Consider the following 16,604-nt stretch of genomic DNA (forward strand, 5'->3'; position numbering starts at 1 on the left):
AACGTTAAGGACGACTGACCCTTTCTCGCTTGGGCGTGCCTGGCACGCCTGGAGAGTTCCCATGCCAAATAACAAGAATGCATCGCTGGGCAAGATTCACCGGTTTTCGTGGGTGTCGTTGTTGGTCTGCTGGATGATCTGGATTCTGAATGCCTATGACCGCGAGATTGTATTGCGCCTGGGGCCGACGATTTCCAAACATTTCGAATTGTCTGCGGACCAGTGGGGTACGGTGGCCACCGTCGTCATGCTGGCTTTGGCCGTTCTCGATATTCCAGGCTCCATCTGGAGTGATCGTTACGGCGGTGGCTGGAAGCGGGCACGCTTTCAGGTGCCATTGGTACTGGGCTACACCGCATTGTCCTTTCTCTCAGGCTTCAAGGCGTTGAGTGGCAGCCTTGCGAGTTTTATTGCCTTGCGGGTGGGTGTGAACCTGGGGGCTGGCTGGGGCGAACCGGTCGGGGTCAGTAACACGGCTGAATGGTGGCCGGTGGAGCGCCGCGGTTTTGCTCTGGGCGCACACCACACCGGTTACCCCATCGGCGCGATGCTCAGTGGCATTGTCGCCAGCTTCGTGATCAGCACCTTCGGTGAGGAAAACTGGCGTTATGTATTCTTCTTCGCCTTCGTGGTGGCTCTGCCGCTGATGATCTTCTGGGCGCGCTACTCGACGGCCGAGCGCATCACCAAACTGTATGTGGACATTGCCGCCAAAGGCATGACCCCGCCGGACAGCACGCCGTCGACCAACGTCAAAGGCCAGGTCTGGAAGTCAGTGAAGGCCACGCTGAGTAACCGCAATATCGCCCTGACAGCCGGTAACACCATGCTCACGCAAGTGGTTTACATGGGCGTCAACATTGTCCTGCCAGCCTATCTGTACAACATCCTCAACCTGTCGTTGGCCGAATCGGCAGGAATGAGCGTCGTGTTTACGCTGACGGGTATCCTCGGGCAACTGATCTGGCCTTCGTTGTCGGACATCATTGGTCGGCGCATAACCCTGATCATTTGCGGTCTATGGATGGCGGTCAGTGTTGGTGCCTTTTACTTCGCCAACACCATCCTGATCGTCATCGCCGTGCAACTGCTTTTCGGCCTGGTCGCCAATGCCGTCTGGCCCATCTACTACGCGGTTGCGTCCGACTCTGCACAACCCTCTGCAACGTCGACCGCCAACGGCATCATCACCACGGCGATGTTCATCGGCGGCGGTATTGCACCGGTACTCATGGGCACACTGATTTCCATGGGCGGCGGCTGGACCAGCCTCAGTGGCTATACAGTGTGCTTCTTCGTGATGGCGGGCTGCGCGCTGGGCGGGGCGTTTCTACAACTGTTTTCTCATCGGCCGGAAGTGTTGGCGGTGCAGCGCGGAGTGTGAGGCTGGCGCCGACTTTTCATACAGAACCCAAGACGCAGGCCAGGGAAAAAGATGTTTAAAGGTCTGCCTATTACTGCTCCGCAGGATGTGTGTAGGGCTAACACGTGTAGCCCTACAATAACATGCAGGATAGGAGGGTTTTGGCTCAACCCGCCAACCCCCGCGCAGTCACCAAATCGGTAATCAACACATCCAGATACCCCCCCAACAACGCACCCTTGATCGCCTGTACCTTCCTCACCCCCCCAGCCAACCCCAGCACGCGATTGATCGAGCGCAACTTAGGCAAGCCCATCGACACCACAAACTCTTCATCCTCTTCCAGCACCGGTTTGCCCTGGGCATCAAAATACCGCAGGCAGATATCACCCACCGCACCCCGTTCAGCGAGCACGCGCAGCATGTCTTCGGTGTAGTAGTTGCCGCTGTTGCGCAGCAGTTGTGACGGTTCGAGTTCGCCAATACCCACGATGGCGAGGGTGATGCTGTCGAAGCGCTGGAGGACTTCTTTGACTTCTTCCATTTCGACGATGCGCTGTTTGCTTTCTACCGATTGCTCGATGCTCTGCGACGGCAGCAGGAACGCGGGGCAGTTGAGGAGGGTGGCCAGGCGCTGGGTGAGCAGGGTGGCTTCAAAGGCACCTTTGTTGCCGACGCCACCGAGCAGTTGCACGACTTCCTGGGCACTTTGTTTGCCCGGTTGGGGGTGCATGTGGCTGACCATCGCGCGGATCGTGCTGCTCCAGGAGGAGATACCGATGTGGTCCTGAGCGCTGAGGCTGGTTTCCAGGTAATGCGCGGCGGCCGAGCCGATGGCTTGCTTGATGCTTTCTTCGTTGTCCGGCTCGGTGGCTTCAACGACGATCACCTGGCGTATGCCGTACAGGGACTGCAAGCGGCTTTCCAGCTCCAGGTGCAGGCCTTGCGGGCGCATGACGGTGATTTTTACCACGCCTTCCTGCAACGCGCGGCGCAGGGCGCGGCTGATGAAGGATTGGGACAGGTCGAGTCGGGTGGAAATCTCGGACTGTTTGAGTCCTTCTTCATAATAGAGGCTGGCGATCTTGCTCATCAGCCGTTGTTCTTCGATCTGGCTCATGCAGGCCCCAAAAAATGATAGCGATATCCAAAGTGGCGGCGAGGATACCAAACTGGCAGCGGGTCGTGCCTGCCACAGCGGTCAGGACATGATCAGCCCGCCGTCGATATTGATTGCCTGACCGGTCAGGTAGGCGGCGTCATCCGAGGCCAGGAATGCGACCAGCCCGGCGACGTCCGAGGGTTTGCCAGCGCGACGCATGGGGATGTTGCGGACCCACTCGGCCATCAGTTCGCCCTTGGCATAGCGTTTTTCTTCGGTGCCGAGGATTTCACCCCAGACGCGGTCGTTGTAGTCCCACATTTCGCTTTCGATGATGCCTGGGCAGAAGGCGTTCACCGTGATGTTGTGCCGTGCCAGTTCCAGCGCCAGGCTTTGCGTGATGCCTATCACGCCCATTTTGCTCGCAGCGTAATGTGGAGTGTAGATGAAGCCCTGACGACCCTGGCCTGAGGATGTGTTGATCAGCCTCCCGCTGCCTTGTCTGACCATGTAGCGGGCGGCTTCCCGACAGCCGAGCCAGACGCCGGTTGTGTTGACCTGCAAGACCTTGTCGAAGTCTGCGCGGGGCATGCTTTCACAATGGTCGATGGTGATGATGCCAGCGTTTTGCACCGACACATCGATGCTGCCGAAGCGCTCGTGGGCGGTCTGGTAGAGGCGCTGTATGTCGGCCTCATCGGTAACGTCGATGCCCAGCGCCAGGCTGTTGACCGAGTATTCACTGGCCAGTTGTTCAGAGGTGAACGTCATTCGCTCAAGGTCGTTGGAGGCCAGCACCAGATTGGCACCTTCCTGAGCGAAGCGTTCGGCGATGCCTGCACCGATGCCCCGGCAAGCGCCGGTGATGACCACGGTTTTACCGCTGAATCGTTGATACATATGCGTGCTCCGGTAGTTGACAGGACTGGCTCACCAGCAGACAAATCCACCGTCCACCAGCAGATCGACGCCGGTACAGAACGATGAGGCCTGACTGACCAGAAAGACCGCCGGGCCGACCATCTCGTCCACGCTGGCCATACGCCCCATGGGCGTGGTCTGTTCGAATATCTTCACTTGCTCGGCCACTTCCGGCCGTGAATTCATGGGCGTGGCGGTGTATCCGGGGCTGATGCAGTTGACCCGTAAACCCTTGTCCGCCCATTCCATCGCCAGGCTTTTGCTGAGGTGAATGACGCCCGCTTTCGAGGCGTTGTAGTGGGCTTGCAGCAACCCACGATTGACGATACTGCCGGACATCGAGGCGATATTGACGATGGCGCCTTTTCCGCGTGGCAGCATGACCGCCGCCTGGGCCTGGCAACTGAGAAAGATGCCGGTGAGGTTGATGTCCAGCATGGTTTGCCAGCGTTGCAGTTCCAGGTCTTCGGCGGCCTGTGCGTTGGCGATCCCGGCACAGTTGACGGCCACGTTGAGCGCACCTAGTTCAGTCTCAGTTCGCGCGATGGCTGCATCCAGCGTCGCGCGGTCGGTGACAGTACCTTGCAGGGCAAGCGCGCGTCGGCCCAGTGCGTTGATGCGTTCTACGGTGTCGCCGATGCCCGCGCTGCCTGGCAAGTCAAAGCACGCCACGTCAGCGCCGGCCTCGGCAAGGCCGACTGCAATGGCCTGGCCAATGCCGCTGCCGGCTCCAGTCACAAAGGCCACCTGGCCGTCCAGACGAAAAAGTTGCATGTCATTCTCCACGTAATCAGTGTGTTGGCTCTCAGGCGGTGGCCATTTCCATGACTGACACCGGTGTCGCTTCGCCACGTTCAAGAATGCCCATCTGCCGGCCACGGCTCATGACCATGACCCGGTGTGACAAACCCAGCACTTCGTCGAGGTCGGAACTGACCACGATCACGGCCATGCCGGTTGCCGCCAGCTCGGCGATCACCTCGTAGATCGCCGCCCGCGCACCGACGTCGATGCCTCGGGTCGGCTCGTCGAGAATGAACACCTTGGGGTTACGGGCCAGCCATTTGGCGATGATGACTTTCTGCTGATTGCCGCCGGACAGGCTGTCGATTCGCTGCTCGGGCGCGCCTTTTACGCCGAGGCGCGAAATGGCGTTTCGGGCAAACGCGTGCAGGCTCTTTGGCGATACCCAGTTGCCGCTTCGCAGCAGGTCGGTGTTGCCATAGACCAGGTTGTCTTCGATACGGTGCTCGACCACCACGCCTTGTTGCTTGCGGTCTTCAGGCACCAGCACCACGCCCGCCTGAATTGCTTGCGAGGGGGAGTGCAGTTGAACGGTTTCGCCATCCAGTTGCATGTGGCCCTGAATATCCCTGGCTGCGCCTGCAATCACCCGAATCAGTTCGGTTCTGCCTGCACCAACCACTCCAGCGATGCCGAACACTTCACCGGCGCGTACGCTGAAGTCGATGCCATGCAAGGCGAACTCGCGGCAGGCGAGGTCCTTGACCTGCAGCATCACCTTGTCCTGCGGCGCTTGCAGGACGGGGAAGATACGTTCCAGGCTGCGCCCGACCATTTGCTCGACCAGTTCGCGCACCGGCACCTGTGCGGTGGCGTGGAGCGCAATCTGGCGGCCATCGCGCAGTACCAGAATACGGTCGGCGATTCGCGCGATTTCTTCCAGGCGATGGCTGATATAGATGAACGACACGCCTTCAGCCTTGAGGCGCTCGACCTGTTGAAACAGCAGCTCGGTTTCTTCACCGCCAAGAGCGGCGGTGGGCTCGTCGAGAATCAGCAGGCGTGCGTTCAGGGTCAGGGCTTTGGCGATCTCGACCAGTTGCTGTGCAGCGACGCTTAAACCCTCGACCTTGCGCGAAGCTGACACGTCGAGGCCGAGGCGTTCCAACTGCTTCTGTGCCTGCGCTTGCATGTAGTCCCGGTCGACCTTGCCGTGGCGCATGGGCAGCCGCCCGACAAAGATGTTTTCGGCAATCGACAACTGCGCCAGCAGGCGAATCTCCTGATGAATCAGGCCGATGCCAGCGCCCAGCGCCGCGCCCGGAGAGGCTGGCGCGTAATCCTCGCCGAGCCAGCTCATGGAGCCTCCCGCTTCAGGCTGCACAAGGCCCGCGATAATCGACGACAAGGTCGATTTGCCTGCGCCGTTTTCACCGAGCAGGGCGAGCACTTCACCTGGCCGCACGTCGACATTGATCTGTGAAAGCACCTGCACCGGGCCGTAAGTCTTGCCAATGTTACGCAGGCACAGCACTGCTGCAGGTGTGACCTCAGGGTTATGGAGTGTCGGGTTATCCAGAGCAGCTTGCATGGCGGACTCCGTGGCTCAAGGGTGCTGTTGCAGGAAAGGCGCGACGTTGTCTTTGGTAGTCAGCACGGTTTCCAGCAGTTGTTCCTTGGGCACGGCTTTGCCAGCCTTGAGGTCAAGTGCGGAGGCAACGGCCATGCGCCCCATCTTTTGCGTCTGCTGGGTCATGGTCGCTTGCAGCACGCCGCTTGCCACCGCCTTGAGGCCTGCCACGTCGCCGTCAAAACCGACTATGACCACCGGTTGCCCGAGGTTGGCGACTTTTACCGCCTGTGCAGCACCGAGGGCCATCGCGTCAGCGCGACCGAAAAAGACGCTGATGTTCGGGTCACGCTGCAACAGGTCCTGAGCGACTGCAAAGCCCTTGTCCTGCGCCCATTCGGCAGGCTGCTCGGCAACGACCTTGAGTCCGGGAAAGCCTTTCAAGCCTTCCTGGAAACCTTTCGCCCGATCGTTTTCCGGGGTTGTGCCCAACTGCCCTTGAAGGATGGCGATGCGGCCTTTGCCGCCAGTCACCTTGCCTACGTATTCGGCAAGCGTGCGCGCACCGGCCACGCTGTCGCTGGCAATAAACATGTCGCCGGGCGCGTCAGGCGCATTGCGGTCCACAGCGATTACCGGAATCCCGGCAGCCTTGGCGGCCTTGACTGGCACGCCCGCGGCAGTGGCACCTGCGGGAATGTAGATCAACGCATCAATCTGGCGGGTGATCAGGTCCTCGATCTGGCTGACCTGAGTCGATGAATTGCCCTGCGCATCGACGGTAATGATCTTCACCCCGCGGGCTTTGCCTTCGGCTTCGACCGACTGTTTGATCTGGTTGAAGAAGTCAGCCTGCAGATTGGCTACGGCCAGGCCGATGGTCAGCTCTTTGGCCCAGGTCGAGCCTGCTGTGGTGAGGGTGGCGGCGGCCAGAGCCGTGGCGAGCAGCAGTTTTTTGGTCATGAACATGGCGGTGACTCCTGATTTTATTGTTGGGGATGTCAACATCGGTCAAGCACAAAACGACAACGCTTAGTGAGCACTGTTGGAGCGGCGACGCAAGGTATCGATGGTCACGGCAAGGGCGATGACCACGCCGATGACGACCTGTTGAATGAAGGGCGAAACGCCAAGCAGGTTGAGGCCGTTGCGCAGCACGCCGATGATCAGTACACCGACCAGCGTGCCACCGACGCTGCCGACACCGCCGCTGAGGCTGGCACCGCCGATGACCACTGCGGCGATGGCGTCCAGTTCCAGCGTCAGCCCGGCGCTGGGTTGCGAGGAGTCGAGGCGGGCGGCCATCGTCACCGCGGCGATACCGGCAAGCGCGCCGCTGATGGCGTACACCCATAAAGTGATGGCTCGCACCTTGATCCCTGAAAGCCTTGCCACTTCAGGGCTGCCGCCAATGGCGTACAGGTTGCGCCCACCGGCCCGAAAGCGCAGGAACACCCAGGCCACGCCCAGCATGACCAGAAACAACCCGACTGTGGCCGACAGAAAGCCGAAATGGCGCACGGTGGCCAGGCTGGTGAACCACTCCGGATAACCGACTATCTGCCGACCTTCGGTAAGAATGTTTGCCAGACCTCGGGCGACCGACATCATGGTCAGTGTGGCGATAAAGGCGGGCAGTCTGGCGTAGGTAATCAGCAATCCGGAAACCAGCCCGGCGAGCATGCCGGTCGCTATGGCTACCGGGATCGCCAGGCCCAGCGCCAGGCCTTGGTCCTGATACAGCCAGCCCAGCATCATCATCGAAAACGCCAGCACCGAACCGACAGACAGGTCGATGCCGCCGATGACGATCACCGCCGTCATGCCGATGGCGAGAATGCCCAGCACTGTCACTTGGTCAAGGATGTTCAGACCGTTGCGCAGGGTGAAGAAGAATTCGGAGCTGAAGGAAAAGACCACCAGCAGCAGGGCCAGGCCAATCAATGGCCCACCGATGTTGTCAGGCAGCAGCTTGAGCAACCACGCACGACCTGACGGTTTTGCAGCGGCCTGATGAGCAGGGGCTTTGGCGTCCATGGGGGTCTCCGAATTTATTGTTGTTGGAGTTCGTTCTGGCTGCCTGAATATATATGCATGCCTGACTGTTAATTCAGATTCCGTCTCTGGCTGAGCAAAGTCAAGCGGTTTAATTTTCTTCAATTCTTATGAACACACCTCAAATGTCCCTGTGAGCCTCAAGGTAGAGCCTCGCGCAGCTGCTTCAAGTGTCGTCGGCAAAAAATGTGTCCGACGTTTTTTGATTTTTCAGGTGCGCGCCTGCTTGACCTGTTGAGCGATCGGCGTCTAAATATAAATATATTTTCAGTGCTGAATAAATATTCAAGCGTTTTTCAGAACAACAAATGAATCGCCGCGTGGCCAGCCCTACAGGAGCCGCTCCATGAATGCCTTCCGCTACGATGCCCAGCAGATCAAAGAACAGGCACGCCTGATCAGGCGTAATGTCATCACCCTGAATGCCGGATCGCCTGCGGGAGGGCATACGGGGGCCGACCTTTCGGAAACCGACATTCTTGCGACCCTGTATTTCCGTATTCTCGACATCAGCCCCGAGCGCATAGAAGACCCGGCGCGCGATATCTACATCCAGAGCAAAGGCCATGGCGTCGGTGGTCTGTATTGCTGTCTGGCCCAGGCCGGTTATATCCCCGAAGCGTGGCTGCCCGAGTATCAGCATTTCAATTCGCGTCTGCCGGGCCACCCGGTGCGGCAGAAAACGCCGGGCATCGAGCTCAATACCGGTGCGTTGGGCCACGGTCTGCCGGTTGCGGTAGGCCTGGCGCTGGCGGCGAAGATGTCCGGGAGCACCAAGCGAATCTACGTGCTGACCGGCGACGGCGAACTGGCGGAAGGCTCGAACTGGGAGGCGGCAATGGCAGCCGCCAAGTACGGCCTGGACAACCTGTTTGTGATCGTCGACAAGAACAAGCTGCAACTGGCGGGCCTCACGGCAGAGATCATGCCGCTGGACCCGCTGGATGAGAAATGGGCGGCGTTTGGCTTCACGGTCAGCGAATGCGATGGCAACGATGTCGGGCAACTGGTGACGGCGCTGGAGCAGATGCAACTGCGCAAAGGCGCGCCTCAGGTGCTGATCGCCCACACCATCAAAGGCAAGGGCGTGTCGTTCATCGAAGGGCGATCCGAATGGCACCACCGGGTGCCGAAAGGTGATGAAGTCAGCGCAGCACTGGAGGAGTTGAATCATGTCGAGTGAGCATTTTGCCAGCGTGATGGTGGACGCGTTTATCGCGGCCGTCGACGAAGGTCTGGACCTGGTGCCAGTGGTCAGCGACTCGACGTCCACCGCCAAGATCGCCCCCTTCATGCAGCGTTTTCCGGAGCGGGTAATCAATGTCGGCATCGCTGAGCAGTCGCTGGTCAGTGTGGCGGCGGGCCTCGCGCTGGGGGGCAAGATCGCTGCCACCTGCAACGCTGCGCCGTTCCTGATTTCCAGGGCCTGCGAGCAGGTCAAGGTTGATGTCTGCTACAACCAGGCCAATGTGAAAATGTTCGGGCTCAATGCGGGCACCAGCTATGGGCCGCTGGCGAGTACCCACCATTGCCTGGACGACATCTCGGTCATGCGCGGCTTTGGCAACGTACAGATTTTCGCGCCGTCCGACCCGCTGGAGTGCCGGCAGATCATTTATTACGCCCTGCGTTATCACGGCCCGGTGTACGTCCGCCTCGATGGCAAGCCGCTGCGTGAACTGCATGACCCCAGCTACCGCTTCGTACCCGGAAAAGTCGATATTCTGCGCCGTGGTTCAGACCTGACCATCGTCGCACTGGGTTCGGTGGTGCATGAGGCGGTAGACGCTGCGGCGCGGTTGGCGGAGCAGGGGCTCGACGCGCAGGTCATCAACCTTTCTTCGATTCGTCCACTGCAACGTGATGCGCTGCTCAACGCCTTGAGCGGCAGTCGCGGGGTGATTACTGTCGAAGAACATAACATCAATGGTGGGCTCGGTAGCCTGGTGGCTGAATTGCTCGCCGAGAACGCGCTGGGCATCACCCTGATTCGCCTGGGCATCGGTGACGGTGAGTACGCAGCAGCCGGTGCCCGTGAGCCGACGCGTGCCTTGCATGGCATTGATGCGGACGGCATTGTCGCGGCCGCTGCACGTTTGCGTTAGGGGCATTTCTGCATGTCGAGCAACCAGACCATGAATGAACACTCCCCGCTGATTCTGGCCATCGATGAAGGCACCAGCAATGCCAAGGCCGTGCTGGTCAACGAACAGGGGCAAGTCGTCGCCCGTGGTTCACGGCCCTTGAGTATCAGCCACCCGCAAGCCGGTTATTCGGAGCAGGACCCATTGCTGATCTGGCAAGCCACGCTTGAGGCGATTGCAGACTGCATGACTGGTCTGCAGCGTCCGATCAGCGCACTGGCCATCAGCAATCAGCGCGAGTCGGTGGTGGCGTGGGACCGGACGAGCGGGGCACCCTTGTCGCCTTGCATCAGTTGGCAATGCCGTCGTTCCTTGCCGCTGTGCACCGAGCTGCATGCCCAGGGTCACGAAGCCATGATTCTGAGCAAAACCGGGTTGGCCCTCGACCCGATGTTCTCCGCTGGCAAAATGCGCTGGATTCTCGATCACCTGGACGACGGTCACGCTCGCGCGGCAGCAGGGGAAATCTGCCTGGGGACCATCGACAGCTGGTTGCTCTGGAAACTCAGCGCAGGCCAAGCTTTCGCGACTGACTATTCCAACGCGGCACGCACCCAGTTGTTCAACCTGCAGACCTGTGACTGGGACCCGCAATTGCTTGAGCTGTTTTCGATCCCTGCTGCTGCACTGGCCAGCATTCAGCCCAGTGCCGGTCTGTTTGCTCATACCGTGGCGGTCGGCGGGCTGGACGCCGGTATTCCGATTCTGTCGATGATCGGCGATTCGCATGCTGCGCTTTACGGGCAGGGCGGTTTTGCCCCCGGACTGGTCAAGGCGACCCTGGGCACCGGCTCTTCGCTGATGACGCCAATGGCCGGGCCTATCGCCTCCAGCCACGGTCTGTCGACGACACTGGCCTGGCATGATGGCGCAGCATCGACTTACGCAATGGAAGGCAACATCGTACACACCGGCGCAGCGGTGCAATGGGCCGCGCGACTGGTGGCCGGAGAGTCCATGGATGCCCTGAGCGAACAGGCCACGCAACTGGCCGACAATGGCGGCGTGTACTTTGTACCGGCGCTGTCCGGTCTGGGCGCGCCGCACTGGCAGGCTGAAGCCCGCGGGCTGATCTGCGGCCTGACGGAGGGGGCTTCCGGCGCCCACATCATGCGTGCTGCGCTGGAGTCCATCGGTTATCAGATTCGCGATGTATTCGATGCGATGCAGGCTGACATCGGCACGCCGCTCAAAGAGCTTTGGGTGGATGGTGGGGCAACCCGCAATCGCTGGCTCATGCAGTTTCTGGCAGATCTTTTGCAATGCCCGGTGATCCGCAGCCTGTCGCCAGAAGTCTCGGCGCTGGGTGCCGCACACTTGGCGGGCAAAGCCCTCGGCCTCTGGAATAACGCCGCCGACCTGCAAGCGCTGGAAAGACAGCGCGAACGCTTTGACCCCGTTCCCGGCAGGAATCTGCAGGGCTTGTATCTGGAATGGAAGGAAGCGCTAAGGCGGCTCGTATGTTGAGCGATTAGTATGACTTTTCCGAACTAACGGTGTACTTACCTTACCGATATTCTCCGCTCAAAAGACGCACAAGAGTCATTGCACCACGCATGTCCAAACTTATATAGAAGATTAATGACGTTTTTCTAACGTCAATATGTTAGCGATTTATGGCTGGGTAATTTGAATGTTGGTCGTCATTTAAATTATTTTCTACAGTCTTATCATAGGGTTGACTAAAGCAGCATGCCATTCATGCAGTGTGTCTAAGGCCGGGCCCTAAAGTTACGGAAAGCACGGGCGACAATACGGATGTCGAAACGACATCACTCGCGCAGAATAGTTCCACTACCTCTGTCGACTAGATCGCTCATCACCCTGCCACGGACAGGCACGGCTAAGGATTAACATCATGTTCAGCAAGCTCAGCATCTCGCAAAAGCTGTACTTCAGTTTCGTTGCTATAGTCGTTCTAATCGCCGTGCTGGTGTTCAGTGCCTACAGAGGCTTCGAGCAGGTTGAGGACGCTACTAATAGCAACGTCCATACCTATCAGGTACTCAGTGATGCACAACTGGCTCTTGAGCAACTGATTAACATCGAAACGGGTATGCGAGGCTTCGTCATCGCCTCGAAAGATGCGTTCCTCGAGCCGCTGGTAGCAGGTGAAAAGCGCTTTACCGAAGAGCTCGATTCGCTCAAGCGCCTGACCGCCGATAACCCGGAGCAACAGCGTCGCCTGGCCTCGCTGGGTGAAACTCAGAAGCGCTGGCTCGATGAAGATATCCATCCGATCATCGCCCTGCGCCGTGACCTGACCGCCCGCAACATGTCCGATGACGAGCTGGACAATCGCATTACCTCCGGTGCCGATAAGGCCAAGATGGACAGCATGCGTGCTTTATTGGCTGAAATCAGCGCCACCGAGAACAAGCTTCTGGTGGAAAGAACCCAGAATATGTTGGACGCAAAGCATTTCGCCATCATGATTCTGATGTGTGGCGGCCTTGCGGCAGCGCTGCTCTCGGCTATCCTGGCCACCGCATTGGGGCGCAGCACTACAGCACGCCTGCAACTGGCCATCGATGCTGCAACGGCAATTGCCAATGGCAAGCTGGACACTGTGATCGACACCAGCAGCCACGACGAACTGCCGAAAGCGTTCGATCGCATGCAAAACCGCCTGCGTGAGATGATTCAACAGATCAGCCAGGCAGCCAATCAACTGGTACTTGCCGTACAACAGATTTCCGGTGCATCCGAGCAACTTTCCGGTGCGATTCAGGAACAGTCGACGTCTGCGTCGATGATGGCGGCCACCATTGAAGAGCTTACCGTCAGCATCCACCACGTTTCCGAAAATGCCGATGAGGCGCATCAACTCGCCAGTCGTTCGGGTCAGCAGTCAAAGGATGGTGCGCAGGTCATCGAAAATACGCTGTCCAGCATGAACGGCATTGCCAAGACCGTGCAGCTGTCGTCAACACAGGTCGCAGGCCTGGGTCAGCACTCCGAGCACATTTCATCGATCATCAGCGTGATTCAAGGCATTGCCGACCAGACCAACCTGCTGGCGCTTAACGCGGCGATCGAAGCGGCTCGTGCCGGTGAGCAAGGTCGCGGCTTCGCAGTGGTTGCCGATGAAGTGCGCCTGCTGGCGCAGAACACTGGCAAGTCCACCAAGGAAATTGCCGGAATGATCGAGAAAATTCAGGCAGGCGTACGCGAAACGGTCGAGAGCATGCGCAGCGGTGTTCAGGAAGTGAATCAGGGTGTGGAGATGGCTGGCACGGCCGGTCAGGCCATCATCGAGATTCGCGACAGCTCGGGCAAGGTTCTGCAAGTGGTCGACCAGATATCCTTTGCACTGCGTGAGCAAACCGCAGCCAGCCAGGATGTGGCACGTAATGTCGAGCGTTCTGCGCAAATGGCCGAACAGAACAACATGTCGGTTCAGGAACTGCTCAAGACCAGCGGCGGGCTGAAAAACCTGGCTACCAGTCTGCAACAGGAAGTGGGGAAATTTAAGCTTTAAGACGGCCTGACAAGCGAGTCGGTAAATAGATTCGCAGCAGCAAAGAAACGCCCGGTATCAGGCAATTGGCTGATACCGGGCGTTTTCGCATTCATGTAAAGGAAATGGCAGCACAGGACTGGCGCTTTGCTGCTTTACCGCTGCGCCAGAATACTCCCCAACAACCCCGGAAAGCGGCTCTCCAGCACCTGCGTGCGCAACGAATTCATATGCGTGGTGCCGATGTTTCGCGTCTGCACAAGCCCGGCATCCCGTAAAACACGAAAGTGGTGGGACATGCTGGATTTCGGCCGGCCACCGTCCAGCTCACCGCAGGTGGCTTCGGCGACACCCGCAAGGTAGCGCACAATTTCCATGCGCACCGGGTCGCTCAAGGCGTAGAGCACGCGTTCGAGGGTGAGGTCTTCTGGATCAGGGTGTTGGAAGGTTCGCATGGTGCGAATGATATCAAGGCTTCCGTTGATTGCCATAGTTCGATTACCATCGAACAACTGAAATCAAAAGTCATCTGGCCTACGGGAGCTTTTCAATGTCTGCATTGTTCGAACCCTTCAAACTGAAAGACGTGACGCTGCGTAACCGAATCGCCATTCCTCCGATGTGCCAATACTCGGCAATCGACGGGGTAGTCAATGACTGGCACCACGTTCACCTCGCAAGCATGGCGCGTGGCGGTGCAGGTTTGCTGGTGGTTGAAGCCACCGCGGTTGCACCGGAAGGGCGCATCACCCCCGGTTGCACCGGTATCTGGAACGATGAGCAGGCGCAGGCGTTCGTGCCGATCGTCAAAGCCATCAAGGACGCAGGTTGCGTGCCGGGCATCCAGATCGCCCACGCAGGACGCAAGGCCAGTGCCAATCGTCCATGGGAAGGCGACGACCACATTGTCGCTTCCGATTCGCGCGGTTGGGACACTATTGCGCCTTCCGCTATTGCGTTCGGTGCCAACCTGCCGAAAGTCCCGCGCGCCATGACCCTGGAAGATATCGCCCGCGTTCGTCAGAACTTCGTCGATGCCGCCCGTCGTGCTCGTGATGCGGGCTTTGAGTGGATCGAACTGCACTTTGCCCACGGTTATCTGGGGCAGAGCTTCTTCTCCGAGCATTCCAACCAGCGTACCGATGAATACGGCGGCAGCTTCGATAACCGCAGCCGTTTCCTGCTCGAAACGCTGGCGGCGGTACGTGAGGTCTGGCCGGAAAACCTGCCATTGACAGCACGCTTTGGCGTACTTGAGTACGACGGTCGTGACGAACAGACCCTCACCGAATCGATCGAACTGGCGCGTCGCTTCAAGGCCGGTGGCCTGGATCTGTTGAGTGTCAGCGTCGGTTTCAGCACGCCAGACGCCAACATTCCGTGGGGGCCTGCGTTCATGGGGCCGATTGCCGAGCGTGTGCGCCGTGAAGCGGATATTCCGGTGACCAGCGCCTGGGGTTTTGGCGAGCCGAAACTGGCTGAAGAAGCGGTTAAATCCGGTCAGCTCGACCTGGTTTCGATAGGTCGCGCGCATCTGGCCGACCCGCATTGGGCGTACTTCGCAGCGAAAGAACTGGGTGTCGAAAAGTCGGCCTGGACCTTGCCTGCGCCTTACGCTCACTGGCTTGAACGTTATCGCTGAGCCAGTGTGACGACCGGGGCTGCATCACTCTGCATCAGCCTCGGTGCCACGATCAAACCCGCGCTGTTTCACTTGCGCCGCACCCGCGGCGCAATGCCGGTCAGTTGCTGGCGAGCGCACGCCCAGGCCAAGTGCTGGGCGTTTCGCAACGCCACCGCATCGGCGGTCATGATGCGCACAGACACGCCGCAATCGTTCGGCAGGGCGCTGACGCCCAGATAGCTCTCGGGGACGACGCGTAATGCGTCGCGCAAGGCCCGTTTCACATCCTCCACAGGTAAACCCTGTCCTACCAGCATGAAGGTCGCCAAAGCCTGTAGCTCAGCGCTGACGCCTGGCAAACGCCGTTGCAGGTCTTCGCCGGTCAACGCCAGCCGATCCCCCGCCAGCAACTTTCCGTCGGGGCACTGTATGTGCAGATCGGCGCGATAAGAACCGGGTAATCCTGCGCTGCCTTGCGGGACGTGCAAGCAGAATGCATCGCAAAGCATCACCCTTGCGTTCGGGTGCAGCGTGACGTTCACCACACTGTGCAGGCGTGCCTGCGGGAACAGAATGGTCGCCATCGGCAGGTATTCCAGCAGTGCGCCGGTTTCGGCGGTCAGGATGACGTTCTGCCGCGCGGGCTGTTCAAGCATGCTGTGGGCGACCGTCGCCGCGCCCGTGCTGACGTGCACCTGTGTGCCTGGCCCCGCGTGCAGATGCAAGTGCAGGGCTTCGCCTGCGAACAGGCCCCCCGAGCACGATTGCAGGTAGACCGCCGCCATACCTGGCGGGTCTTGTGGCAGTGTCAGGGTGCGCCCCAGGTGGAAGGGGTAGCCGACTTCCTGACGTGACACATAACTGGCCCCCGAAGGCGCTTTGCTGAAGGCAATATGCGCCGTGGTTTTGGCCTGGACGGGCAGTAACGTTTGATGGGCGTTCATGGGCGGTCGAACAATACGGCGCGGCTTATCGCGTCAACCACCGCGTCGACACCTTCACCGGTGCCGCAGTTGGTAAACAGAACGGGCCGGCCATTTCGCGCGTCCGCCGATTCGCGCCGCATGCGTGGCAGATCAACGCCCACATAAGGCGCCAGGTCATATTTGTTGACCACCAGCAGGTCACAGCTCAATACGCCGGGGCCACGTTTGCGCGGTATGTCGTCACCGCCCGCGACGTCGATGACGAAGATCCAGTAGTCCACCAGGTCCAGTGAAAAGGTCGAGGCCAGGTTGTCGCCGCCGGACTCGATCAGCACCAGGTCGAGATTGCCGAAACGTGCTTCCAGCTCGTCAGCCATTTGCAGGTTGAGGGTTGGGTCTTCGCGAATGGCGGTGTGCGGACAGGCACCGGTTTCCACTGCGCGCACCCGTTGCGGGTCGATAAGGCCACTGCGCTGCACGCGCTCGGCATCCTCGCGAGTGGCCAGGTCATTGGTGATGATCGCAAGCTCGATGCCACGCGCGATAAAACGTGGAATCAGTTGTTCCAGCAAACGGGTTTTTCCGGAGCCTACCGGGCCGCCGATTCCGACTCGGGCAGCGCCGGGGTGAGGCTGGACATCGGTGTGCGTGGCGGGTGCATTCAAGGGCAGGCTCATCGTCGGGTTTCCTGTGTG

General features: G+C 59.5%; 15 protein-coding genes. 6 read left to right on the forward strand and 9 right to left on the reverse strand.

Annotated elements, in window-relative coordinates; genetic code table 11:
• Nucleotides 1-61: 61 nt before the first annotated feature.
• On the forward strand, nt 62-1,384 hold the full coding sequence (locus tag KP808_RS10155) for an MFS transporter (protein ID WP_058400212.1): 1,323 nt from the start codon (nt 62-64) through the stop codon (nt 1,382-1,384).
• Nucleotides 1,385-1,529: 145 nt separating this feature from the next.
• Here KP808_RS10155 and KP808_RS10160 read toward each other — a convergent pair whose 3' ends face one another.
• The 6 genes from KP808_RS10160 to KP808_RS10185 form a co-directional block, all read right to left on the reverse strand.
• Entirely contained in the window at nt 1,530-2,483 is a 954-nt protein-coding gene (locus tag KP808_RS10160) for a sugar-binding transcriptional regulator (RefSeq protein WP_230018328.1), read from the reverse strand.
• 81 nt (nt 2,484-2,564) lie between these two features.
• Nucleotides 2,565-3,365 (reverse strand): SDR family oxidoreductase, encoded by an 801-nt coding sequence (locus tag KP808_RS10165; protein ID WP_230018330.1) that lies wholly within the window; start codon nt 3,363-3,365, stop codon nt 2,565-2,567.
• A gap of 30 nt (nt 3,366-3,395) precedes the next feature.
• Nucleotides 3,396-4,160, reverse strand: a complete 765-nt coding sequence (locus tag KP808_RS10170) for an SDR family oxidoreductase (protein ID WP_057412099.1) — start codon at nt 4,158-4,160, stop codon at nt 3,396-3,398.
• 31 nt (nt 4,161-4,191) lie between these two features.
• Entirely contained in the window at nt 4,192-5,721 is a 1,530-nt protein-coding gene (locus tag KP808_RS10175) for a sugar ABC transporter ATP-binding protein (protein ID WP_122269199.1), read from the reverse strand.
• Nucleotides 5,722-5,736: 15 nt separating this feature from the next.
• Entirely contained in the window at nt 5,737-6,669 is a 933-nt protein-coding gene (locus KP808_RS10180; protein WP_230018332.1) for a sugar ABC transporter substrate-binding protein, read from the reverse strand.
• Nucleotides 6,670-6,732: 63 nt separating this feature from the next.
• Nucleotides 6,733-7,737 carry an ABC transporter permease gene (locus KP808_RS10185; RefSeq protein ID WP_054070966.1) on the reverse strand — a complete coding sequence of 335 codons (1,005 nt, stop codon included), beginning with the start codon at nt 7,735-7,737 and terminating at the stop codon, nt 6,733-6,735.
• A gap of 364 nt (nt 7,738-8,101) precedes the next feature.
• Here KP808_RS10185 and KP808_RS10190 point away from each other — a divergent pair, with 364 nt between their 5' ends.
• The 4 genes from KP808_RS10190 to KP808_RS10205 all read left to right on the forward strand — a co-directional run bounded on the left by KP808_RS10190 (nt 8,102) and on the right by KP808_RS10205 (nt 13,380).
• On the forward strand, nt 8,102-8,938 hold the full coding sequence (locus tag KP808_RS10190) for a transketolase (RefSeq protein ID WP_005753658.1): 837 nt from the start codon (nt 8,102-8,104) through the stop codon (nt 8,936-8,938).
• The gene (locus KP808_RS10195) at nt 8,928-9,860 is read left to right on the forward strand and encodes a transketolase family protein (protein ID WP_058400216.1); all 933 of its coding nucleotides are present in this window, start codon (nt 8,928-8,930) and stop codon (nt 9,858-9,860) included. Before KP808_RS10190 ends, KP808_RS10195 begins: the two co-directional genes overlap by 11 nt.
• A gap of 30 nt (nt 9,861-9,890) precedes the next feature.
• Complete coding sequence (locus KP808_RS10200; protein WP_230018839.1) at nt 9,891-11,366, forward strand: FGGY family carbohydrate kinase; 1,476 nt, start codon at nt 9,891-9,893, stop codon at nt 11,364-11,366.
• 391 nt (nt 11,367-11,757) lie between these two features.
• Nucleotides 11,758-13,380 carry a methyl-accepting chemotaxis protein gene (locus KP808_RS10205; protein WP_230018334.1) on the forward strand — a complete coding sequence of 541 codons (1,623 nt, stop codon included), beginning with the start codon at nt 11,758-11,760 and terminating at the stop codon, nt 13,378-13,380.
• Nucleotides 13,381-13,514: 134 nt separating this feature from the next.
• Here the strand turns inward: KP808_RS10205 and KP808_RS10210 are convergent, their stop codons facing one another.
• Entirely contained in the window at nt 13,515-13,850 is a 336-nt protein-coding gene (locus KP808_RS10210; RefSeq protein WP_005779766.1) for an ArsR/SmtB family transcription factor, read from the reverse strand.
• Between the two features lie 59 nt (nt 13,851-13,909).
• Here KP808_RS10210 and KP808_RS10215 point away from each other — a divergent pair, with 59 nt between their 5' ends.
• Nucleotides 13,910-15,001 carry an NADH:flavin oxidoreductase/NADH oxidase gene (locus KP808_RS10215; RefSeq protein ID WP_005746873.1) on the forward strand — a complete coding sequence of 364 codons (1,092 nt, stop codon included), beginning with the start codon at nt 13,910-13,912 and terminating at the stop codon, nt 14,999-15,001.
• 68 nt (nt 15,002-15,069) lie between these two features.
• Here the strand turns inward: KP808_RS10215 and KP808_RS10220 are convergent, their stop codons facing one another.
• Together KP808_RS10220 and ureG are read right to left on the reverse strand one after the other, a co-directional pair.
• A complete protein-coding gene (locus KP808_RS10220) occupies nt 15,070-15,927 on the reverse strand; it encodes an urease accessory protein UreD (RefSeq protein ID WP_219171336.1) in 858 nt (285 codons plus the stop codon).
• Nucleotides 15,924-16,586 carry an urease accessory protein UreG gene (gene ureG / locus KP808_RS10225; RefSeq protein ID WP_054070969.1) on the reverse strand — a complete coding sequence of 221 codons (663 nt, stop codon included), beginning with the start codon at nt 16,584-16,586 and terminating at the stop codon, nt 15,924-15,926. The genes KP808_RS10220 and ureG overlap by 4 nt, the downstream gene beginning before the upstream one ends.
• Nucleotides 16,587-16,604 lie beyond the last annotated feature (18 nt).

Source organism: Pseudomonas savastanoi (assembly GCF_020917325.1).
Lineage (GTDB): Bacteria > Pseudomonadota > Gammaproteobacteria > Pseudomonadales > Pseudomonadaceae > Aquipseudomonas > Aquipseudomonas amygdali.